Consider the following 20,469-nt stretch of genomic DNA (forward strand, 5'->3'; position numbering starts at 1 on the left):
TTCGGCGCAACAGCGGCACAGCATCATGGCAATGTCCTTCTGGATATGGTCGGGTAGCGTTAGCGCTTACCTTGCCGCAATCAAAAAACCTCGCCCAATATTGTTATCTTCTAAGGTATGACCCGGTGGAGTTCTAAGCATTTGCGGAAACGAGAAAAGTCTAATCATTGCAAAATATTTCAATGAATAGGGGTAACTTATGGATTTCACTGAGGCTTAATTACATTTAGAAATAGTTAACGAGCAGTTAAGTTATGGCGGCAGTTAAGTTTATGGGTTTTATGCCGAAGAGGTTGCTAAGCGTTTCGCTTTCTACCCCCAGGTGTCTTCATCATGCTAAAAACTACACAATCCCGATTTATTACCTCTTTATGTTTGTTTTTCATGTTGTTAATTGCGGTCACTTCGCTGGTGATTCACTTTTTTGTGACGCCGCAGCTGAAGCGCAACGAAACCCAGCTGATTCGCTTCGAAGTGGATAACGTGGCGGTCAATATTACCGAGCAGATGAACCGGGTACAGGCGCAGATGCGCAGCATTACCCAGTCCGTGGCTGCAATGCAAAGCGATGATATCAATAAGTTATTACCGACGCTGGTGGATCAGTACCAGGATGTGAACGTGTTTGGCGGCGGCATCTGGCCTCTGCCGGAAAAACGCGAGGCGGGGCGCAATAAGTTCAGCACTTTCTTTGCCCGCAACGGCAGCAATAAACTTGAAGAAAATACCTACTGGAACTCGGATGCCGCGCCTAACTACTACGAGCAGGTGTGGTACAAAGCCGGGCTGGCTTCTCCGGCAGGGCAATGTGCCTGGGCAAACGCCTACCAGGATGACGCCAGCCCGCAGCCGCGAACTAACTGCGCCATGGCGATTACCAAAGAGGGGCAGCCGTGGGGCGTGGCAACCATCGACGTGACGCTGGGCTTCTTTAATCAGCTGGCCAAACAGATGAGCGAGGCGGTGAAAGGCCAGGTGCTGATCATCGAAGCCGACGGGAAAGTCGTCGGCAACGCGGATCAGATTGGCAAAACGGCGGGCTTAAAAAATCTTTCTGAGCTGAGCGGCTCGCTGCCAATGGCGAAAGCGGTTCAGGGAATGTTGCCCGGTTTCAATGCCAGCCAGAGCGGTGAGAATGAATACGATAACGACGGCACTTCGCACACCGTTATTTTACAGACGGTAAAAGGCAGCCCGTGGATTCTGGCGGTTGACCTACCAACTGCGCTGCTGACCAAACAAACGGACGCGATTCTGCTGCGCCTTGGCATGGTGCAGATCCCGATGGCGATCGTTTTGCTCGGGATCCTGGTGCTGTTTGTTCGCAACATGATGCGCCGCCTGGGCGATCTTAACCACAACATCAGCCGCCTGTCTGCCGGTGGTGCTGATCTGACGCAGCGCCTTGAGCCCACCAGCAGCCCGGAATTTAACGCCATTATCGACAGTTTTAACGGCGTGATTAGTTACCTGCAAACCATGCTGCGGCAGGTTGGGGATAGCGCCAGGGCCATTTCTTCGGCCTCTCATCAGATTGCGACGGGCAACCAGGATCTGTCCGCCCGCACCGAAGATCAGGCCAGTTCGATTGAGCAAACGGCGGCCTCGATGGAGGAGCTGACCAGCACCGTTCGCCAGAATGCCGACAACGCCGCCCACGCCAACGAGCTGGCGCGCGAAGCGTCCAGCGTGGCGGTGAAAGGGGGAGAAGTGGTGAAGCAGGTCGTCAGCACGATGAATGCTATTCAGACTTCTTCCGGCAAAGTGGTGGATATTATCAGCGTGATTGACAGCATCGCTTTCCAGACCAATATCCTGGCGCTCAACGCCGCTGTTGAGGCCGCCCGAGCCGGTGAGCAGGGCAGAGGTTTTGCGGTTGTGGCTTCTGAGGTTCGCAGCCTGGCTCAGCGCTCTGCGCAATCGGCACGGGAAATTAAAGCGCTGATCGAAAATTCGGTGAGCAATGTGAATCTGGGGACTGAGCTGGTTAATCAGGCTGGCAGCACCATGGAAGAGCTGACTCAGGGCGTGCGTAACGTGGCGACGCTGATGGCCGAAATTATGTCTTCCAGCCGCGAGCAGAGCACCGGCATTGGGCAGGTGAATCTGGCGATTAATCAGCTGGATAGCACCACGCAGCAGAACGCCGCGCTGGTCCAGGAAGTCTCTTCCGCCTCGCATTCGATGGCGGAACAATCCACTCAGCTTGAGCGTGTAGTCGCCGGATTTAAACTCTAATCACAGCGGGCACCCAGGCGGTGCCCGTTTCTTTTTGGCCTACCTTCCCGTTGAAACCCCGCTTGCAATTTGCCCAATCATCTTTTATTTTATTGTTACGTTATAACATATCGGAATAATTTTTATGCAGCGCGATATCCATCCGTTTTACCGGACCGTGGTGTTTCACGACACCAGCGTAAATGAATATTTTAAAGTGGGCTCGACGATCAAAACCGACCGCGAGATTGAGCTGGACGGGGTGACTTACCCCTACGTGACGATCGAAGTCTCTTCTGCTTCACATCCTCATTACACCGGCAAACAGAAAGTCTTCGTCAATGAAGGCGGCCCGGCGCGCTTCCAGCAGCGTTTTGGCAAGTTCTTTGGCGGGAAGGAGTCTTAAGAAATGCAGGTATTGAATTCACTTCGCAGTGCAAAACAGCGCCACCCCGATTGCCAGATTGTGAAGCGTAAGGGGCGGCTGTATGTGATTTGCAAATCTAATCCGCGTTTTAAAGCGGTGCAGGGACGGAAGAAACGTCGCTAGCGGTTATCGCTCACCCGCAGGTTGCTGGCGGGTGAGTGAGAAGACATCATAAAACGACAGTTCCCCTTTGCGGTTGAGCATTTTGTGCAACAAAGATTTTTGCTCTTCATCCACGCCTGGGGAGTTAAGAATTTCATCGATCAGCGCCGTGGGCACGTTGCGGGTGTTGTACCATTCGCCGTTATAGCAAACGCGCAGGTCGAGAACGTCAATATCGCTGTAGCGGTAGCGAGGATTGACGTCAAAGAAGAAAAACGCATTCATCAGCGCGAACAGCACGACCAGCAGCCATACTGAGCCCGCCAGTGTTTCTGATTCCAGCATTACCCACATTGTGGCAAACCAGCCGATATACATGCCGATAAATAATCCGGGATGCTTACGGATAAAACTGATACTGAAGCGCGGGCGGTTATCGCGCTTTTCAGTTTCATTCAGATGTTCGATGGTATTGGTAAGCAGGCGCTGAATTTCTGACATGGTGTGCCTTCTAAGTTTTCTGTTTCGGTTGTACGCATGGCCAGACTATTTTAAGAATCGCGGGCCAGGCAAAAAAGTAACAGATACGCCAAAAATAACCATAACAGTTAACAGGCCTGACCGACTTAAAGCATCTTAATGATACGCGCTGGGTTACCTGCCACAACGGAGTTGGCTGGAATATCTTTGGTCACTACTGAGCCTGAACCTACCACCACATTATCACCAATGGTGACGCCAGGATTAATAACCGCGCGCCCGCCAATCCAGACGTTATTGCCAATCGTCACCGGCTTGCCCAGTTCGACGCCGCTATTTCGTGTTTCTGCATCCAGGGGATGGGTCGCGGTATAAATATGAACGCCAGGTGCCAGCATACAGTTGTCACCAATGCGAATAGGACAAGGGTCCAGCATGACGCATTCAAAATTGGCGTAGAAGTTTTTACCCAGGTAGATGTTGTAGCCATAGTCGCAGCGGAAAGTGGGTTCGATGTAAGCCCCTTCGCTCTGGCCAAGCAGCTCGGCGAGGATCTCATCGCGGTACGCCTGTTCGTCCGGCGAACTTTGGTTGTAGCGATGCAGCAGTTGGCGTGCTTTGTGGCTCTCCAGCTGCAGGGTTTCGTCTCCAGGCCGGTATAGCTCTCCGGCAATCATTTTACGCTTTTCTTCACTCATCACGGGTTCCCTCTTCAGTGGCCTGCAAGGCTACCTGAATTTCGGAAGAAAAGAGTGGGTATCGTTCCCCGAGCGTGATGGACCTCACGTCGCAGACTGCGGCGCGGAAGGTTAGCGTTGAGGAGTGCTGGCGGTATTTCGCTGGCTGGTTAACGGGCGTTAATCCAAACCTGTGTAACATCGACTGAGACAAACCAGACAATAGCAGAAGATAAAATGTGATTTTAAATATTATTTAATAAGACAGCTATTAACGAATAAATTTCCACACTGAGGGTGGGATTTTATCATACAGTTTATTCATCGTCAGTTCTGCAAGACGGTGGTCGGCTGCTGAATAAAATACCGCCAGTTCATTATCTGATAATTCATATTTATTTTTTTCTATTACGCGTTCCAGCGTATCAATTGTCTGACAACGCCGCAGGCGCATCAAATAATCGGTCTTAGTGAGCTTGGTAGTCATAAATTCGCCTTAAGTATTTTAATATTTTTAGAACGAGTGGCTTACTGGGTTAGCGCGACTCTCACTGATGAAACATCTGAACAAGCGATTCCCTGATTTACGCCACCGCTGCAAGTCCTGTGCGTTAATGCCGTAATTGCTAAATAACATGAAAGTATCGTCCAGGTATTCATCAATCTGTTCAATCAATTTGCTCTCATCTGGATACTTAATCTTATAATTAAGCGCCGATGCTGCAATGTGCTCAATCAATTCATTCAACTGCAGATTAATGGCCGACGTAGGATCATTAACCCACCCATGATTGCTCTCACCAAGATTGGTCAGACAATCGTGATACAGACTCTCACAGAGGAACTTAAGCTGCGCGATGTCGTGCCGCTTTGGTGAGTATTCGTCCATAGTGCTGCCCCTTTTATCGGTAAACCAAATGATAAACACAACGGGTTGGGGTGGACACACCTGAAGAGGTGAAGAACTGTTGCCACGATTATTACATGTGCTGTAACTATAAATCAATATTGCCTGGATTTCATGCGGCTCTAACGAAAAATTACAATTAAGTTAAAAAAGGAGAATACGTTACTAAATGTGAATTAAAACTTTAGTATGAATTTTAACTTAAATTCTCAGGCAGTCATTAACCCATAATCGGTAATATTTATAACTTTCAGCTGGTTAATCCATCTATAAGACTATTCTGTATCCGGCTAAAAATCAGGCGTTAATTTGTAAGAATATTCCCAAATAAATGTAACACTTCGGTTTTTGTTGTTTCGTTAATCATGGATTAACGAGCATTTAAGCGTTATTTTTTCCGAAATGAGGCGGCATTTATGTTGAAGATAATGCGGAAGAGAGAAGTGAATGTGGAAATAAGAAATCTGAATTAACAATACTGAAACCGGTTTCTGTATTCATAAAAAAGGCCGCATTACGCGGCCTTTTGTTATGTGATTGAACGGCTTACTGGTGATGCTCTACCGCATGCGCATGTTCAATATCTTCACTCTTGCGGCTAAAGCGGCGGCGTACCACCACGAAGAACACCGGCACGAAGAAGATAGCCAGCACGGTCGCGGTCACCATACCGCCCATTACACCGGTACCTACGGCGTTCTGCGCGCCACTGCCCGCACCGGTACTGATAACCAGCGGCATTACCCCGAGGATAAACGCCAGAGAAGTCATCAGGATCGGACGCAGACGCATACGCACGGCTTCCAGCGTCGCTTCAATCAGACCTTTGCCTTCTTTCTCCATCAGATCTTTGGCGAATTCAACGATAAGTATCGCGTTCTTCGCCGACAAACCAATGGTTGTTAGCAGGCCAACCTGGAAGTAAACGTCGTTGGTGAGGCCACGCATCGTTGCCGCCAGCAGGGCACCGAATACGCCAAGCGGAACAACCAGCATGACCGAGAACGGAATTGACCAGCTCTCATACAGCGCCGCCAGGCACAGGAACACCACAATCAGCGAGATGGCGTACAGGGCAGGGGCCTGGTTGCCGGACAGGCGTTCCTGGTAGGACATGCCCGTCCAGTCAAAGCCAATGCCGGTTGGCAATTTCGACGCAAGCTGTTCCATCATGTCCATTGCTTCACCGGTACTTTTACCCGGTGCTGCCTGGCCAAGAATTTCCATGGACGGCAAGCCATTGTAACGTTCCAGACGCGGTGAGCCGTATTCCCAGCGTGAGGTAGAGAACGCGGAGAACGGTACCATCTGGCCGGAAGAGCCACGCACGTACCAGTTACCGATGTCGCTTGGCAGCATACGGTATGGCGCTTCGGCCATGACGTACACTTTCTTCACGCGGCCACGGTCGATGAAGTCATTGACGTAGCTGCCGCCCCAGGCTGCGCCCAGCGTGGTATTGATATCGCTGATGGATACCCCCAGCGCCTGTGCTTTTTCCTGATCGATATCGATTTTGAACTGCGGTGTATCTTCCAGACCGTTCGGACGCACGCCAACCAGCAGGTCAGGGTGCTGGGCAATCATGCCGAACAGCTGGTTACGAGCCTGAGTGAGCTGCTCGTGGCCAAGGTTTGCCTGGTCAATCAGCTGGAAGTCAAAGCCGGTTGCGGTACCCAGCTCGACAATCGCCGGCAGGTTAAAGGCAAAGACCATTGCATCTTTAATCTGCGAGAAGGTGCCCATCGCACGGCCTGCAATAGCCGGAACTTTGTTCTCTTCTCCAGAGCGCTCACTCCAGTCTTTAAGCGACACGAACGCCAGACCGGTATTCTGACCACGACCGGAGAAGCCGAAGCCGTTAACGGTAAACACTGAGTTAACGTTGGCTTTCTCTTTGGTCAGGAAGTAGTCGTTCACTTCATCAAGGACTTTCTGCGTACGCTCCTGGGTTGCACCCGCCGGCAGCTGCGCCATGGCTAACAGCACGCCCTGGTCTTCATCCGGCAGGAACGAACTTGGCAGACGAACGAACAGAAACGCCATGCCGACAACAATCAGCAAATACACCACCAGATAGCGGCCGGTGCTGCGCAGAATGTTACCGACGCTGTCGGTGTAGTGATGCGTGCTCTTCTCGAACATTCTGTTGAACCAGCCGAAGAACCCTTTCTTGTCATCGTGATGACCTTTCGGGATTGGCTTAAGCATGGTTGCACAGAGCGCAGGGGTCAGAATCATTGCCACCAGCACCGACAGCACCATCGCGGAAACGATAGTAATCGAGAACTGACGGTAGATTGCGCCGGTAGAGCCGCCGAAGAACGCCATCGGGACAAATACCGCGGACAGTACCATCGCGATACCGACCAGCGCGCCCTGAATCTGGCCCATGGATTTGCGCGTGGCTTCCTTCGGTGGCAGTCCTTCTTCCACCATAACGCGCTCAACGTTCTCCACCACGACGATGGCGTCATCCACCAGCAGGCCTATCGCGAGCACCATGCCGAACATCGTCAGGGTGTTTATCGAGTAACCAAAGGCGGCAAGGATAGCGAACGTGCCCAGCAGTACCACCGGTACCGCAATGGTTGGGATCAGCGTTGCCCGGAAGTTCTGCAGGAACAGATACATCACCAGGAACACCAGCACGATAGCCTCGATCAGCGTTTTCACCACTTCGTTAATAGAGATTTTAACGAACGGCGTAGTGTCGTACGGATAAACAACTTTCAGGCCAGCAGGGAAGAACGGCTGCAGTTTTTCAACCGTCGCACGTACCGCTTCGGCCGTGTCCAGGGCGTTAGCACCGGTGGCAAGTTTAATCCCCAGGCCGGAAGCTGGCTGGCCGTTATAGCGGGCGATAACGTCATAGCTTTCGCCGCCCAGCTCAACTTTTGCTACGTCTTTCAGCAGGACGCGAGAGCCGTCCGGGTTGACCTTCATCAGGATCTTGCTGAACTCGTCTGCGGATTTCAGACGGGTCTGCGCAATGATGGAGGCGTTCAGCTGTTGGCCTTTGACCGGCGGAGTCCCGCCGAGCTGGCCCGCTGCGACCTGGGCGTTTTGTGCCTTGATAGCATTGATCACATCCACCGGCGTCAGCTGGTAGTTGTTCAGTTTGTTCGGGTCCATCCAGATACGCATCGCGTACTGAGCACCAAACAGCTGAACGTCACCGACACCGGGAGTACGGCTGACCGGATCTTTGATGGTCGCGCCTACGTAGTCCGCGATATCGTCCTGATTCATGGTGCCGTCGGTATTGATCATACCGAGAACCATCAGGAAGCTACTTGAGGACTTCTCGACGCTAACACCCTGCTGCTGCACCTCCTGCGGCAGCAGCGGCATAGCCAGCTGCAGTTTGTTTTGAACCTGAACCTGTGCGATATCGGCATCAGTGCCGGAGTCGAAGGTAATGGTTATCTGAACGGTACCAGAGGAATCACTGGTAGAGGACATGTACAGCAGGCCATCGATACCGTTCATGTTCTGTTCGATAACCTGCGTGACGGTATCCTGTACCGTTTTAGCATCTGCACCCGGGTAGTTGGCTGAGATCTGAATAGCCGGTGGCGCGATCGTTGGATACTGCGCGATAGGCAATTTCATGATCGCAAGCGCACCCGCCAACATAATGATGATGGCGATTACCCAGGCAAAGATGGGGCGATCGATAAAAAACTTAGACATGTCTTAACGGCTCCTGTTTAAGTTAAGACTTCGGTTGTTCGGGCTGTGCGCCTGCGGCGGGTTGCTGTTGGCCTTTATTGTCTTCCGCAACTTCCTGCGCTTTTACCTGAACACCCGGTTTTACTTTCTGTAGGCCGGTAACAATCACGCGATCGCCTGTTTGTAACCCATCGGTAACCAGCCATTTGTCGCCGATCGCCTGGCTGGTTTGCAGCTGACGAACTTCAACTTTGTCATCCTTCCCAACAACCATCGCTGAAGCATCACCACGTGGAGTACGAGTTACCCCCTGCTGCGGAACCAGGATGGCATTCGGGTTAACGCCTTCTTCCAGTTTGGCGCGAACAAACATTCCTGGCAGCAGGGTTTTGTCCGGGTTAGGGAAGATAGCGCGCAGGGTGATAGACCCGGTGGTCTGGTCAACGGTCACTTCAGAGAATTCCAGCGTGCCTTCCTGAGCATAGGTGACGCCGTTGTTCATCATCAGTTGGACTTTCGCTTTACCGTTTTCCTGTTTCAGTTTGCCGTCGGCCAGCTCCTGCTTCAGGCGCAGGAAGTCATCGCTGGATTGGGTCACATCCACATAAATAGGGTCAAGCTGCTGGACGGTGGCGAGGGCGGTGGTTTGCCCGCTGGTAACCAGCGCACCTTCGGTGACCGCGGATTTCCCGATGCGGCCGCTGATAGGCGAGGTCACTTTGGTGTATGCCAGGTTGATACGTGCAGTTTCAACCGCGGCTTTTGCTGCGACGACGTCAGCGTTTGCCTGCTGCGCGGTGGCCGCAGCCGTATCGTAGTCAGACTGGCTGATGTACTTGGTACCCAGCAGTTTCTGGTAACGTTTGACGGTCAGCTGTGCAAGATTCGCGCTGGACTGGGCTTTCGCCAGGTCGCCTTTCGCGCTGTCGTAGGCAGCCTGATAGGTGGCAGGATCGATCTGATACAGCGAAACACCGGCCTGAATGTCGCTCCCTTCAGTGAAGTTACGCTTCAGAATAATGCCGCTAACCTGAGGACGAACTTCTGCGATGCGGAAGGCGTTGGTGCGTCCTGGAAGCTCAGTAGTAATCTGCAATGGCGCGCTTTTCAGAGTCACTACACCCACTTCCGGGGCGTGCGGCGCACTCTGCTGAGTCTCTTTCTCGTTACATCCTGTAAGCGCTAAGCTGCCTGAGAGCATCAGAACGGCCGCCAGAGGCGTAAACCCTCTGTTTTTGTTCATATGTAAACCTCGAGTGTCCGATTTCAAAGTTGTTCAATGGATCAAATGTCCACAAACCCATTGCTGTGTTTATATTATCGTCGTGCTATGGTACATACGTTCACAAATGTATGTAAATCTGACTAAAGTAAATTCACTCACTTATGGCACGAAAAACTAAAGCTCAGGCGCTTGAAACCCGCCAGCACATCCTCGACGTTGCGATTCGCCTGTTTTCACAACAGGGCGTCTCTGCGACTTCGCTCGCGGATATCGCGCAGGCTGCCGGGGTAACTCGTGGTGCAATTTACTGGCATTTCAAAAATAAGTCGGAATTGTTTAGTGAGATCTGGGAGCTAACCGAATCCAGTATTGGTGACTTAGAGATTGAGTATCGGGCAAAATATCCAGACGATCCACTCTCGGTGATAAGAGAATTACTCATTTATATCCTACAGGCAACGGTGACAGAAGAGCGCCGGCGCCTGATGACCGAAATCATTTTCCACAAGTGCGAGTTTGTGGGCGAACTCGAAGTTTTGCAGCAGGCCAGACGCACGCTTTATATGGAAGGAAATGAGCGTATCGAAGCTGCTTTACAGCGCTGTATCGACGCCGGGAAACTTCCTGCAGGCCTGCGCCTTTCCCTCGCCGTCACGCTGATGCGCAGCTACATTACCGGGCTGATTGAGAACTGGCTGGTGGCTCCGGAAACCTTTGATTTACATGCTAAAGCGCCAGACTTTGTCGCCGTCCTGCTGGAGATGTTCCAGCTTAGCCCCACGCTGAACAAACCGGCGTAACTTTCGGCTGCCATTCACCCGATAAATCATTTGAGATTCCTCCGAGGGCGATTGCTATTCTGCGCTCTGAAGCCGTGTTATTCTGCGCGTCTTCCGTGGCCTTTTACTTTTAGCTGGCACTCACATGCGCAGCACCGTAATGACTCAACCATGACTACCCAGCCCAACGTTCTGTCGCGGACTTCCCGTTCCGCATTGATTCTTTTCCTGTTTTTGTGTGTTTCCGTCCTGTTGCCTTTTTCTGTGGCCCAGGCGGCGGCAGGCAATGGCGATTTGCCGACAAAGGCAGAGGTGCAGTCGCAGCTGGACTCGCTGAATAAGCAAAAAACGCTGACGCCGGACGATAAGCTTACCCAGAAAGATCTCACCGAAACGCTTGAGATGCTGGACAAGCTCGACCGCGTGAAGCAGGAAACGGCACAGCTCAAAACCACGGTTGCCCAGGCACCGGACAAGCTGAAGCAGGCGACCGACGCGCTGAATTCGCTGAGCACGCCAGCCGATGACGAAGCGACGCGTAAAACGCTGGGTTCGCTTTCCCTTCGTCAACTGGAAGCCCGGCTGACCGGCGTGCTGGATCAGCTGCAGTCGGCCAACAACGATTTATCCACGCTGAACAGTCAGCTGGTGTCGCTGCAAACCCAGCCTGAGCGCGTGCAGAATGCCATGTACAGCGCCTCTCAGCAGCTTCTGCAGGTGCGTAACAGGCTGAACGGCACCACGCCGGGGGAAGCCACTCTCCGTCCAAGCCAGCAAAACTTGCTGCTGGTGCAGCAGGCGCTGTTGAATACCCAAATTGAGCAACAGCGGAAAAGCCTGGAAGGCAACACTGTCTTGCAGGATGCGCTGCAAAAACAGCGCGATTACACCAACGCCAATATCGGGCAGCTTGAGCACACGCTTCAACTGCTGCAGGAAGCGGTTAACAGTAAGCGCTTAACGCTGACGGAAAAAACGGCTCAGGAAGCCGTCACGCCGGACGACGCCGATGCCAGCGCGGTGCAGAATAACCCGCTGGTGCGTCAGGAGCTGGACGTTAACCACCAACTCAGCCAGCGGCTGATTAACGCCACTCAAAGCGGAAATGAGCTGGTTCAGCGGAATATCCGCGTTAAAAACTGGCTCGATCGTGCGCTACAGTCCGAGCGTAATCTGAAAGAACAAATCTCGGTGCTGAAGGGCAGCCTTTTGCTGTCGCGCATTCTTTATCAGCAGCAGCAAACGCTGCCGTCAGCCGACGACCTGGAAGACCTCACCAACCGCATCGCCGACCTGCGCCTGGAGCAGTTCGACATCAACCAGCAGCGTGATGCGCTGTTCCAAAGCGACAGCTACGTCGACAAGATTGTCGAAGGGCATAAAAACGAGGTTAACGACGAAGTTCACGACGCGCTGATGCAGGTGGTGGACATGCGTCGTGAGCTGCTGGACCAGCTCAACAAGCAGTTGGGCAACCAGCTGATGATGGCGATTAACCTGCAGATTAACCAACAGCAGCTGATGAGCGTCAGCAGCAGCTTGAAGAAAATGCTGACCCAGCAAATCTTTTGGGTGAACAGTAACAAACCGATGAACTGGGAGTGGATCAAATCCTTCCCGGGCGCGCTGCACGACCAAATCAAAGGCATGAAGCTGGATATCAGCTGGCACAAAGTGCTGGACGGGCTGTTTATGTCGCTGTTCACCGCGCTGCCGTTAATGCTGCTGGCCGGGCTGCTGCGCTGGCGCTACAAGTGGATCGACAGGCAGCTGGCTAAGCTGGCCTCGGAGGTCGGGCAACTGCGCACGGATACCCAGCTCAACACGCCTAAGGCGATTTTGCTCAACTTCCTGAAAGTGCTGCCGCTGACGATGGCCATTCTCTCGGTGGGGCTGGTATTGCTGTTTATGCAGCTCAATATCAGTGAGCTCCTGTGGGCGTTTGCCAAAGAGCTGGCGCTGTTCTGGCTGGTGTTTGGCATGGCCTGGCGCATTCTGAGCAGCCGCGGTCTGGCCGTGATCTGGTTTAACATGCCGGAGCACCTGACCCGTCATTATCGTCGCCAAATCGTGCGCATCAGCTTTGCCTTGCTGCCGCTGCTGTTCTGGTCTGTCGTCGGCGAGATGTCGCCGCTGAACCTGATGGACGATGTGCTCGGGCAGTTTATGATCCTCCTTAACCTGCTGCTGATCACCGCCCTGGTTATCCCGATGTGCCGCGACAACTGGCGGGACAAAGAGTCCCATCCGATGCGGCTGCTGACCATTACGGTGCTCTCCATTGTGCCGGTCGCGCTGCTGGTGCTGACCGCAACCGGCTATTTCTATACCACGCTGCGCCTGGCTAATCGCTGGATAGACACAGTTTATCTGGTCATTATCTGGAACCTGATTCACCAGACGGTGATTCGTGGTCTGAGCGTTGCGGCACGTCGTATTGCCTACCGCCGCGCGCTGGCTCGCCGCCAGAATATGGTTAAAGAGGGGGCAGAGGGCGCAGAGCCGGTCGAAGAGCCGCCGCTAGCGCTGGATCAGATCAACCAGCAAACCATGCGTTTGACCATGCTGCTGATGTTCGCCCTGTTCGGCGTGGTGTTCTACGCCATCTGGTCGGATTTAATTACCGTCTTTGCCTATCTCGACAGTATCGTGCTGTGGCATTACACCGGCAGCGAAGCCGGCGCCACGGTGATGAAAAACGTTACGATGGGCAGCATCTTGTTCGCGATAGTGGCGACGATGGTCGCCTGGGCGCTGATTCGAAACTTGCCGGGCCTGCTGGAAGTGCTGGTTCTGTCGCGGCTGAAAATGCGCCAGGGCGCCTCTTACGCCATTACGACCATCCTCAACTACGCCATTATCGTGATTGGAGCGATGACGGTGTTTGGCTCGCTGGGCGTGTCGTGGGACAAACTGCAGTGGCTGGCGGCGGCACTGTCGGTGGGCCTGGGCTTTGGTTTGCAGGAGATCTTCGGGAACTTCGTTTCCGGCCTGATCATCCTGTTTGAACGCCCGGTCCGCATCGGCGATACCGTTACCATCGGGACATTCTCCGGTAGCGTCAGTAAGATCCGCATCCGTGCGACGACAATCACCGACTTTGACCGTAAAGAAGTGATCATTCCGAACAAAGCGTTTGTGACCGAACGACTGATCAACTGGTCGCTGACGGACACGATCACCCGCGTGGTGATCAAGCTCGGCGTGGCGTATGGATCCGATCTCGATAAAGTGAAAGCGATCTTGCTGAAGGCGGCGATGGAACATCCGAGAGTGATGCACGACCCGGAACCGGCGGTGTACTTCACCACGTTTGGCGCCAGCACGCTTGACCATGAGCTGCGTCTGTATGTCCGTGAACTACGCGACCGCAGCATTACCGTGGATGAGCTGAACCGCGCCATTGACAGACTGTGCCGTGAAAACAATATCAACATCGCCTTCAACCAGCTTGAAGTGCATCTGCACAATGAAAAAGGCGATGAACTGACGGAAGTGAAGCGTGATTTAGGCAAAAACGGCGGTCTGCTGCCGCCGACCAGCCAGCCTTAGTCGCCGGCGGGAGGCGTTTGTGCTTCCCGCTGCTTACGCAGAAAATCCTGACGGACAATGTCCAGCGCCGCGAGGGCGGTGTCCGTTGGGATCTGGTGCTGCTCCAGCAGCATGATTAAATCGACGGCCAGTTTGACCTCGTCCGGGGCGTTATCCAGAGACATTCTTGCTCCTTAGTTGGGGGTTAACTCAGCCCGCGTTCGCGTCTTTCAATGGCTTTTTCTATGCGGGTCAGCGCCTGACGACAGCGCTGCAGGCGGCCTTCCAGCGCGGCCAGTTCTCGCTGAAGCTTTTGCTGGCCAGCAAGCGTGGTTTGCAGGGAAAGCTGGCTTTCTCTATCGCTCACCATCGCCAGCAGCCTGCGTTCGTAATCCTGATGGGTAGCCAGTTTTTCGTACAGGTTTTCCTGCACCTTTTGCTGCGGCTCGCTTTGGCGTAAATGCGCGGTGGCCAATTCCCGCTGTAGCGCAGCAATCTGTGCCACCAGCTTTTCGGCGATAAATGCCACCTGGTCCGTTTTACCGTGGCTGACGCTAAGTTGAAGCTGGGCGAGATTAGCCTGAGCTTCCTGGAGATAGTCTTTCAGTTGCGTGCTGTGGGTATGGAAAAGCTTGCGGTCGAAGCGCGCCTGGCTTGCCCGAAGCAGGGCGACCGGCTCAACGGCGGCGGCCAGCTCGGCGACCCGGGTTTCCAGGGCTTGTAACAGCGAAGCGGTTTTCACAGAATGGCTCTCCAGGGATTGTCAGAGGTTACAGCATGAAGCGTCTTATTCTACTCATCATCGGCTGGCTGGCGGTAGTGCTTGCGACGCTGGGCGTGATATTACCGCTGTTGCCGACCACGCCATTTTTGCTGCTGGCCGCGTGGTGTTTTGCCCGCTCGTCGCCGCGTTTTCACCACTGGCTGCTGTACCGTTCATGGTTTGGCAGCTATCTGCGGCACTGGCAAACGCACCGCGCGATGCCCCGGGGCGCAAAGCCAAAAGCTATCCTGTTTATTCTTGCCACCTTCGCGCTTTCGCTATGGCTGGTGAAGATAGTGTGGGTTAGAATTTTGCTGCTGGTGATACTTTGTGCGCTGTTGATCTTTATGTGGCGCATTCCGGTGGTTGATGAAGCGCAACAAAAGCGATAAACCGCAGCAGAAGCTGTTGCAATTGTCGCGTCCAGCCAGTAAATTCGAGCGTTTTCGAGCACGGGTACAGCTGGTTAACCGTTAACCAGTGGTTCACATTTGAACCCACAGGTACTCTGTTTAGTATCATGTTTTTAGCAGGCATAAACCGATGACCGCGACTGCGCAGCAGCTTGAATATCTCAAAAACAGCATTAAAAGCGTTGCTGATTACCCAAAACCAGGAATTCTGTTCCGTGACGTGACCAGCTTGCTGGAAGATCCGAAAGCATATGCCACCAGCATTGCGCTGTTAGTTTCTCGTTTCAAAGACGCCGGTATCACCAAAGTGGTGGGCACCGAGGCCCGTGGCTTCCTGTTTGGTGCTCCGGTTGCGCTGGAGCTGGGCGTGGGGTTCATTCCCGTGCGCAAACCTCGTAAGTTGCCGCGCGAAACCATCGCCGAAAGCTACGAGCTGGAATACGGCACCGACAGCCTTGAAATCCACGTAGATGCCATCAAACCGGGCGATAAAGTGCTGGTCGTGGACGATCTGCTGGCTACAGGCGGGACCATTGAAGCGACGGTGAAACTGATTCGCCGCCTCGGTGGGGAAGTGACTGATGCCGCTTTCGTTATCAACCTGTTTGACCTCGGCGGCGAGCAGCGTCTGGAAAACATGGGCGTGAAAAGCTTCTGCCTGGTGCCTTTCCCGGGCCACTAAGCTTCTTCGACCTACAGGCCTCGCCCAGCGGGCGGGGCTTTAGTTTAGAGACAAACGCCCAAAAAACGTGGTTTTTAGGCGTTTGGGCAAGCCAAAAGTTCATATCCTTTGCTTTTTTGAGGCGAAGGGAATGCTTTTAAAGCGTCAATATCCAGTCAGATATCACAAGCCTCGCCCAGCGGGCGGGGCTTATGTTAGCATTACCCCCTCGATTCACCTTTCCCGCGAACCAGAGCCTAACTCCAGATGAGCTACCAGGTCTTAGCCCGCAAATGGCGCCCCCAAACTTTTGCTGATGTTGTCGGCCAGCAACACGTACTGACCGCGCTGGCTAATGGTTTGTCGCTGGGCCGCATCCACCATGCGTATCTTTTTTCCGGCACTCGTGGGGTGGGGAAAACCTCAATCGCCCGTCTGCTGGCGAAAGGGCTGAATTGCGAAACCGGTATTACCGCGACCCCTTGTGGCATCTGCGATAACTGCCGCGAAATAGAACAGGGCCGCTTTGTCGACCTGATTGAGATAGACGCCGCCTCGCGCACCAAAGTAGAAGACACCCGCGATCTGCTGGACAACGTGCAGTACGCCCCCGCGCGCGGCCGCTTTAAAGTCTATCTTATTGACGAAGTGCACATGCTCTCGCGCCACAGCTTTAACGCGCTGCTTAAGACGCTGGAAGAGCCGCCTCCGCACGTAAAATTCCTGCTGGCAACTACCGATCCGCAAAAGCTGCCGGTGACCATTCTTTCTCGCTGCCTGCAATTCCACCTGAAAGCGCTGGACGTCGAACAGATCCGCCATCAGTTGGAGCACATTCTTGGTGAAGAGAAGGTCGTGAGCGAACCCCGCGCGCTGCAGCTGTTAGCCCGCGCGGCGGACGGCAGCCTGCGCGATGCGCTGAGCCTCACCGACCAGGCGATTGCCAGCGGCGACGGGCAGGTCACCACCGCCGCCGTCAGCGCTATGCTCGGCACGCTGGATGATGACCAGGCGCTGTCGCTGATTGAAGCTGTCGTCCAGGCTGACGGCCAGCGAGTCATGGCATTGCTGAACGACGCAGCCGCTCGCGGCGTGGAGTGGGAAGCTCTGCTGGTAGAAATGTCCGCGCTGCTACACCGCGTGGCGATGGTTCAGCTTTCTCCGTCCGCCCTTGGCAGCGATATGGCAGCCATCGAACAGCGCATGCGAGAGCTTGCCCGCGTTGTTCCCCCGGCCGACGTGCAGCTTTATTACCAGACATTGCTGATTGGCCGCAAAGAGCTGCCGTGGGCGCCGGATCGCCGCATGGGCGTAGAAATGACGCTGCTGCGCGCGCTGGCTTTCCATCCGCGCAAGCCGCTGCCTGAGCCGGAAGCATCTCGCCAGGCGGCAAGCATTCCCGTGATTAACCCGGTTTCACACCCGCCAGCGGTAAGGCAGCAGCAGGCGGCACCGCCGCCGGACCGGGAAGCCCCTCCGCTGCCGGATGCCACCAGCCAGATCCTCCAGGCGCGCAGCCAACTGATGCGCCAGCAGGAGGCTGATAAAGCAAAAAAGAATGAGCCGGCAGCGCAACGACTAGCGCGGCCGGCAAAAAGCTCCGCGCTGGAACGTTTGGCCTCGGTGACCGAACGCGTTCAGGCGCGCCCTGCGCCGACGGCGCTGGAAAAACCAGCGAAGCCTGAAGCCTATCGCTGGAAGGCACAAAATCCGACGGAAGTCGCCCCTGAACCGGTCGCTACACCCAAGGCGCTGAAAAAGGCGCTTGAGCATGAAAAAACGCCGGAGCTGGCGCAGAAGCTGGCCGAAGAGGCTATCGAGCGCGATGAATGGGCGGCGGAAATCAATCAGCTGGTGCTGCCAAAGCTGGTACAACAGCTGGCGCTTAACGCCTGGAAAGAGGTGGACGGCAACCGGGTTTGCCTGCATTTGCGTCCTGGCCAGCGCCACCTGAATTCGCCATCGGCGCAAAAAACGCTGTCAGATGCCCTGAGTTCGCACCATGGCGAAGCGATAGAACTGACTATTATTGAAGATGATAATCTGGCTCGCCGCACGCCGCTGGAGTGGCGTCAGGCTATCTACGAAGAGAAGCTGGCGCAGGCGCGCGAGGCGATGAGCAACGACAGCAATATTCAGACTCTGCAAAGGTTCTTTGATGCTGAGCTGGATGAAGATAGTATTCGCCCTGTTTGATATGCCTCGCCTGGCGCGGCATAGTGTGAAACCCTGATAGCCACTCTCGCATTCTGTGAGGGCTGGCCCGATGAAAGAGAGAAGATTATGTTTGGAAAAGGCGGTCTGGGTAACCTGATGAAGCAGGCCCAGCAGATGCAGGAAAAAATGGCCCAGGCTCAGGAAGAAATCGCCAACATGGAAGTCACCGGCGAGTCCGGCGCGGGCCTGGTGAAAGTGACCATCAACGGGGCGCACAACTGCCGCCGTGTCGAAATCGACCCAAGCCTGATGGAAGATGACAAAGAAATGGTTGAAGACCTGGTTGCCGCAGCCTTCAACGATGCCGCTCGCCGTATCGGCGAAGCGCAGAAAGAAAAAATGGCTGGGGTGTCCAACGGCATGCAGTTGCCACCGGGCTTCAAAATGCCATTCTGATGCTTTTCCGCCTTCTCCCGCCCGGGAGAAGGCCGTTTTCTTACTCCTCGTCCAGCGCCTGATAGCTCTCCGCCAGAAAATCAATTAACGCCCGCACCGCCGGTAACTGCCCTCGTCGTGAAGGGAAGACCGCATGCACGATCTCCATTCTTGCTCGCCATTCTGGCAACACGTGAACCAGCTTGCCCTGCGCCAGCGCGTCGTTAAGCATCAGCTTCGGGAGCTGCACGACGCCAATCCCGTTCAGCGCCGCGGTACGCAGCGCGATCATATCCGTCGTCACATAGCGGGGCTTGTGGTGAACAATCACCTCCTGCTGTTCCGGGCCAAACAGGCACCAGCGATAAGTTTGCTGCGGCCTGTCCAGCGCCAGGCTTGGCCAGTGGGCGAGATCTGTAGGTGCCGCAGGCATACCCTGGCGGGCGACCAGATCCGGGCTGGCGACCAGGCACATGCTGCGGGTGGCCAGCTTGCGCATCACCAGGTCGCTGTCTTCCAGCGGCAAAGGACGCACGCGAATAGCTAAATCAACGTTTTCGTTCAGCACGTCCACGCGGCGGTTGGTTTCCTCAAGCTGAATCACAATCTGCGGATAAAGCTGCATAAAGCGCGCCAGCATATCGCCGACGTGGACATGCAGCAGCGCTATCGGGCAGGTGAGGCGGATCAGCCCTCGCGGCTCTGACTTGAGCGTGTCGATGGCTTCCTGCGCCGCTTCTGCTTCAATCATCATTGCCTTGCAGTGGCGGTAGAAAATATGCCCGGCTTCGGTGACCGTGAAGCTCCGCGTCGAGCGCTGCATCAGGCGGGTTTCAAGCCGCTCTTCCAGCAGCGCAATGCGGCGGCTCAGGCGGGACTTTGGAATGTCGATAACCCGGCTGGCGGGGGAAAAACCGCCGTGGTCTACCACCTGCACGAAGTACCACAGATCGTTTAGGTCCTGCATTTCTATTGTCCTGATTATGGAACACTGAGTCCATTTTAGCACTCTACCGGGCTGAGCGTCTGACGGGTAAGCTTTATCCCATCAGAAACAACCCTTGTGGAGAGAATCATGAAATCAATTCTTGGCGTCTACACCGCACCGGCTTCCCACTGGGTGGGGGATGGTTTCCCGGTTCGGTCGCTGTTTTCGTACTCAAAATTTGCCGAGCAGCTTAGCCCGTTCCTGCTGCTGGACTACGCGGGCCCGGCGGAATTTAAGCCGAGCAATAAAGGCCAGCGCGGCGTGGATCAGCATCCGCATCGTGGCTTTGAAACCGTGACCATCGTCTACAAAGGCGAAGTGGCGCATCGCGATAACGCGGGCAACGGCGGTGTGATTGGTCCGGGTGACGTGCAGTGGATGACCGCCGGGAGCGGCATCCTTCACGAGGAATACCATTCTCCGGCATTCAGCGAAGCGGGCGGCAGCCTGGAAATGGTGCAGCTGTGGGTTAACCTGCCTGCAAAAGACAAAATGACCGCGCCTGGCTATCAGCCGATTACCGACGGCGATATTCCGGTGATCGATTTGCCGGACAATGCCGGTAAGGTTCGCGTGATTGCCGGTGAGTTTGACGGAACCAAAGGCCCGGCCAGGACCTTCTCGCCAATCAGCATTTGGGATTTGCGCCTGAACCCACGAGGCGTTACGCAGTTGGCGGTGAAAGACGGCTGGAACACGGCGCTGGTGGTGTTGAAAGGCACGGTGCTGGTCAACGGTGAAGAGGTGGCGCGTGAAGCACAGCTGGTAGTGCTGGATGCCAAAGGCGAAAGCGTGACCCTCGAAGCCAATAATGACGCGGTGGTTCTGTTGCTAAGCGGTGAGCCTCTGAATGAGCCTGTGGTGGGTTATGGCCCGTTCGTGATGAACACCAAAGAGGAGATTCATCAGGCCATCGATGATTTTAATCAGGGCCGTTTCGGCAAAGACATCGCGTAAACATTTCCCCCGGCGAGCCTTCGTGCGGGGTATATCTTTTCCTATACCCATCCGCGGGGCTAATGTTAGGCTATA

19 protein-coding genes and 1 other annotated feature are annotated in these 20,469 nt (G+C 54.5%); of the genes, 10 read left to right on the forward strand and 9 right to left on the reverse strand.

From position 1 onward, the window contains the following. The first annotated feature begins 333 nt into the window (after nt 1–333). The 3 genes from ACREYP_RS05655 (at nt 334) to ykgO (ending at nt 2,767) form a co-directional block, all read left to right on the forward strand. Nucleotides 334–2,238, forward strand: coding sequence for a methyl-accepting chemotaxis protein (locus ACREYP_RS05655; RefSeq protein ID WP_336819168.1), 1,905 nt, complete (start codon nt 334–336; stop codon nt 2,236–2,238). A 124-nt stretch (nt 2,239–2,362) separates the two neighbouring features. Then, nucleotides 2,363–2,623 (forward strand): type B 50S ribosomal protein L31, encoded by a 261-nt coding sequence (locus tag ACREYP_RS05660; RefSeq protein ID WP_008460319.1) that lies wholly within the window; start codon nt 2,363–2,365, stop codon nt 2,621–2,623. 3 nt (nt 2,624–2,626) lie between these two features. Then, nucleotides 2,627–2,767, forward strand: a complete 141-nt coding sequence (ykgO, locus tag ACREYP_RS05665) for a type B 50S ribosomal protein L36 (RefSeq protein WP_003859006.1) — start codon at nt 2,627–2,629, stop codon at nt 2,765–2,767. 3 nt (nt 2,768–2,770) lie between these two features. Here ykgO and ACREYP_RS05670 read toward each other — a convergent pair whose 3' ends face one another. The 6 genes from ACREYP_RS05670 to ACREYP_RS05695 all read right to left on the reverse strand — a co-directional run bounded on the left by ACREYP_RS05670 (nt 2,771) and on the right by ACREYP_RS05695 (nt 9,728). After that, nucleotides 2,771–3,247: a YlaC family protein gene (locus ACREYP_RS05670; protein WP_008460303.1), complete on the reverse strand. Its 477-nt coding sequence runs from the start codon at nt 3,245–3,247 to the stop codon at nt 2,771–2,773. 125 nt (nt 3,248–3,372) lie between these two features. Continuing rightward, complete coding sequence (gene maa, locus ACREYP_RS05675; protein ID WP_336819170.1) at nt 3,373–3,924, reverse strand: maltose O-acetyltransferase; 552 nt, start codon at nt 3,922–3,924, stop codon at nt 3,373–3,375. Between the two features lie 250 nt (nt 3,925–4,174). Beyond that, entirely contained in the window at nt 4,175–4,390 is a 216-nt protein-coding gene (gene hha / locus ACREYP_RS05680; RefSeq protein WP_008460299.1) for a hemolysin expression-modulating protein Hha, read from the reverse strand. 27 nt (nt 4,391–4,417) lie between these two features. Beyond that, nucleotides 4,418–4,792: an Hha toxicity modulator TomB gene (gene tomB, locus ACREYP_RS05685; RefSeq protein ID WP_008460297.1), complete on the reverse strand. Its 375-nt coding sequence runs from the start codon at nt 4,790–4,792 to the stop codon at nt 4,418–4,420. A gap of 564 nt (nt 4,793–5,356) precedes the next feature. After that, nucleotides 5,357–8,506, reverse strand: coding sequence for a multidrug efflux RND transporter permease subunit AcrB (gene acrB, locus ACREYP_RS05690; RefSeq protein WP_008460295.1), 3,150 nt, complete (start codon nt 8,504–8,506; stop codon nt 5,357–5,359). A 22-nt stretch (nt 8,507–8,528) separates the two neighbouring features. Beyond that, entirely contained in the window at nt 8,529–9,728 is a 1,200-nt protein-coding gene (locus tag ACREYP_RS05695; protein ID WP_336819172.1) for an efflux RND transporter periplasmic adaptor subunit, read from the reverse strand. Between the two features lie 143 nt (nt 9,729–9,871). Between ACREYP_RS05695 and acrR the strand changes: the two genes are divergently transcribed. Together acrR and mscK are read left to right on the forward strand one after the other, a co-directional pair. Further along, nucleotides 9,872–10,510: a multidrug efflux transporter transcriptional repressor AcrR gene (gene acrR, locus ACREYP_RS05700; RefSeq protein WP_008460292.1), complete on the forward strand. Its 639-nt coding sequence runs from the start codon at nt 9,872–9,874 to the stop codon at nt 10,508–10,510. A gap of 150 nt (nt 10,511–10,660) precedes the next feature. Beyond that, a complete protein-coding gene (mscK, locus tag ACREYP_RS05705; protein WP_336819173.1) occupies nt 10,661–14,041 on the forward strand; it encodes a mechanosensitive channel MscK in 3,381 nt (1,126 codons plus the stop codon). On the opposite strand, the gene rsmS is transcribed toward mscK, so the two are convergent. After that, on the reverse strand, nt 14,038–14,205 hold the full coding sequence (rsmS, locus tag ACREYP_RS05710) for a pleiotropic regulatory protein RsmS (RefSeq protein ID WP_008460289.1): 168 nt from the start codon (nt 14,203–14,205) through the stop codon (nt 14,038–14,040). The two genes, mscK and rsmS, sit on opposite strands and share 4 nt — an antisense overlap. Before the next feature lie 20 nt (nt 14,206–14,225). Next, a complete protein-coding gene (priC, locus tag ACREYP_RS05715) occupies nt 14,226–14,762 on the reverse strand; it encodes a primosomal replication protein PriC (RefSeq protein ID WP_008460286.1) in 537 nt (178 codons plus the stop codon). A gap of 35 nt (nt 14,763–14,797) precedes the next feature. On the opposite strand from priC, the gene ACREYP_RS05720 reads away from it, so the two are divergent. The 4 genes from ACREYP_RS05720 to ACREYP_RS05735 all read left to right on the forward strand — a co-directional run bounded on the left by ACREYP_RS05720 (nt 14,798) and on the right by ACREYP_RS05735 (nt 18,470). Further along, a complete protein-coding gene (locus tag ACREYP_RS05720; protein ID WP_336819174.1) occupies nt 14,798–15,175 on the forward strand; it encodes a DUF454 family protein in 378 nt (125 codons plus the stop codon). 151 nt (nt 15,176–15,326) lie between these two features. Continuing rightward, a complete protein-coding gene (gene apt, locus ACREYP_RS05725) occupies nt 15,327–15,878 on the forward strand; it encodes an adenine phosphoribosyltransferase (RefSeq protein WP_336819175.1) in 552 nt (183 codons plus the stop codon). A 246-nt stretch (nt 15,879–16,124) separates the two neighbouring features. Further along, nucleotides 16,125–18,053, forward strand: a complete 1,929-nt coding sequence (gene dnaX, locus ACREYP_RS05730; protein WP_336819176.1) for a DNA polymerase III subunit gamma/tau — start codon at nt 16,125–16,127, stop codon at nt 18,051–18,053. Then, nucleotides 17,389–17,453: a sequence feature (DnaX frameshifting element), on the forward strand. Its footprint overlaps the gene before it by 65 nt. A gap of 87 nt (nt 18,054–18,140) precedes the next feature. Next, on the forward strand, nt 18,141–18,470 hold the full coding sequence (locus ACREYP_RS05735) for a YbaB/EbfC family nucleoid-associated protein (RefSeq protein WP_008460260.1): 330 nt from the start codon (nt 18,141–18,143) through the stop codon (nt 18,468–18,470). Between the two features lie 40 nt (nt 18,471–18,510). Here the strand turns inward: ACREYP_RS05735 and ACREYP_RS05740 are convergent, their stop codons facing one another. Beyond that, entirely contained in the window at nt 18,511–19,416 is a 906-nt protein-coding gene (locus ACREYP_RS05740) for a LysR family transcriptional regulator (protein WP_336819178.1), read from the reverse strand. 108 nt (nt 19,417–19,524) lie between these two features. Here ACREYP_RS05740 and ACREYP_RS05745 point away from each other — a divergent pair, with 108 nt between their 5' ends. Then, nucleotides 19,525–20,394, forward strand: coding sequence for a pirin family protein (locus tag ACREYP_RS05745; RefSeq protein WP_336819179.1), 870 nt, complete (start codon nt 19,525–19,527; stop codon nt 20,392–20,394). The last annotated feature ends 75 nt before the right edge of the window (nt 20,395–20,469 follow it).

Origin of the sequence: Enterobacter sp. TMH.L2 (assembly GCF_050847315.1) — a bacterium.
Taxonomy (GTDB): Bacteria; Pseudomonadota; Gammaproteobacteria; order Enterobacterales; family Enterobacteriaceae; genus Cedecea.

Coding starts and splice junctions, on each gene's coding strand:
- ACREYP_RS05695 (WP_336819172.1), bottom strand. CDS start 9,728: ATGAACAAAAACAGAGGGTTTACGCCTCTGGCGGCCGTTCTGATGCTC.
- ACREYP_RS05655 (WP_336819168.1), top strand. CDS start 334: ATGCTAAAAACTACACAATCCCGATTTATTACCTCTTTATGTTTGTTT.
- ykgO (WP_003859006.1), top strand. CDS start 2,627: ATGCAGGTATTGAATTCACTTCGCAGTGCAAAACAGCGCCACCCCGAT.
- mscK (WP_336819173.1), top strand. CDS start 10,661: ATGACTACCCAGCCCAACGTTCTGTCGCGGACTTCCCGTTCCGCATTG.
- rsmS (WP_008460289.1), bottom strand. CDS start 14,205: ATGTCTCTGGATAACGCCCCGGACGAGGTCAAACTGGCCGTCGATTTA.
- acrB (WP_008460295.1), bottom strand. CDS start 8,506: ATGTCTAAGTTTTTTATCGATCGCCCCATCTTTGCCTGGGTAATCGCC.
- hha (WP_008460299.1), bottom strand. CDS start 4,390: ATGACTACCAAGCTCACTAAGACCGATTATTTGATGCGCCTGCGGCGT.
- apt (WP_336819175.1), top strand. CDS start 15,327: ATGACCGCGACTGCGCAGCAGCTTGAATATCTCAAAAACAGCATTAAA.
- tomB (WP_008460297.1), bottom strand. CDS start 4,792: ATGGACGAATACTCACCAAAGCGGCACGACATCGCGCAGCTTAAGTTC.
- ACREYP_RS05720 (WP_336819174.1), top strand. CDS start 14,798: ATGAAGCGTCTTATTCTACTCATCATCGGCTGGCTGGCGGTAGTGCTT.
- ACREYP_RS05745 (WP_336819179.1), top strand. CDS start 19,525: ATGAAATCAATTCTTGGCGTCTACACCGCACCGGCTTCCCACTGGGTG.
- ACREYP_RS05660 (WP_008460319.1), top strand. CDS start 2,363: ATGCAGCGCGATATCCATCCGTTTTACCGGACCGTGGTGTTTCACGAC.
- ACREYP_RS05735 (WP_008460260.1), top strand. CDS start 18,141: ATGTTTGGAAAAGGCGGTCTGGGTAACCTGATGAAGCAGGCCCAGCAG.
- ACREYP_RS05670 (WP_008460303.1), bottom strand. CDS start 3,247: ATGTCAGAAATTCAGCGCCTGCTTACCAATACCATCGAACATCTGAAT.
- maa (WP_336819170.1), bottom strand. CDS start 3,924: ATGAGTGAAGAAAAGCGTAAAATGATTGCCGGAGAGCTATACCGGCCT.
- dnaX (WP_336819176.1), top strand. CDS start 16,125: ATGAGCTACCAGGTCTTAGCCCGCAAATGGCGCCCCCAAACTTTTGCT.
- acrR (WP_008460292.1), top strand. CDS start 9,872: ATGGCACGAAAAACTAAAGCTCAGGCGCTTGAAACCCGCCAGCACATC.
- ACREYP_RS05740 (WP_336819178.1), bottom strand. CDS start 19,416: ATGCAGGACCTAAACGATCTGTGGTACTTCGTGCAGGTGGTAGACCAC.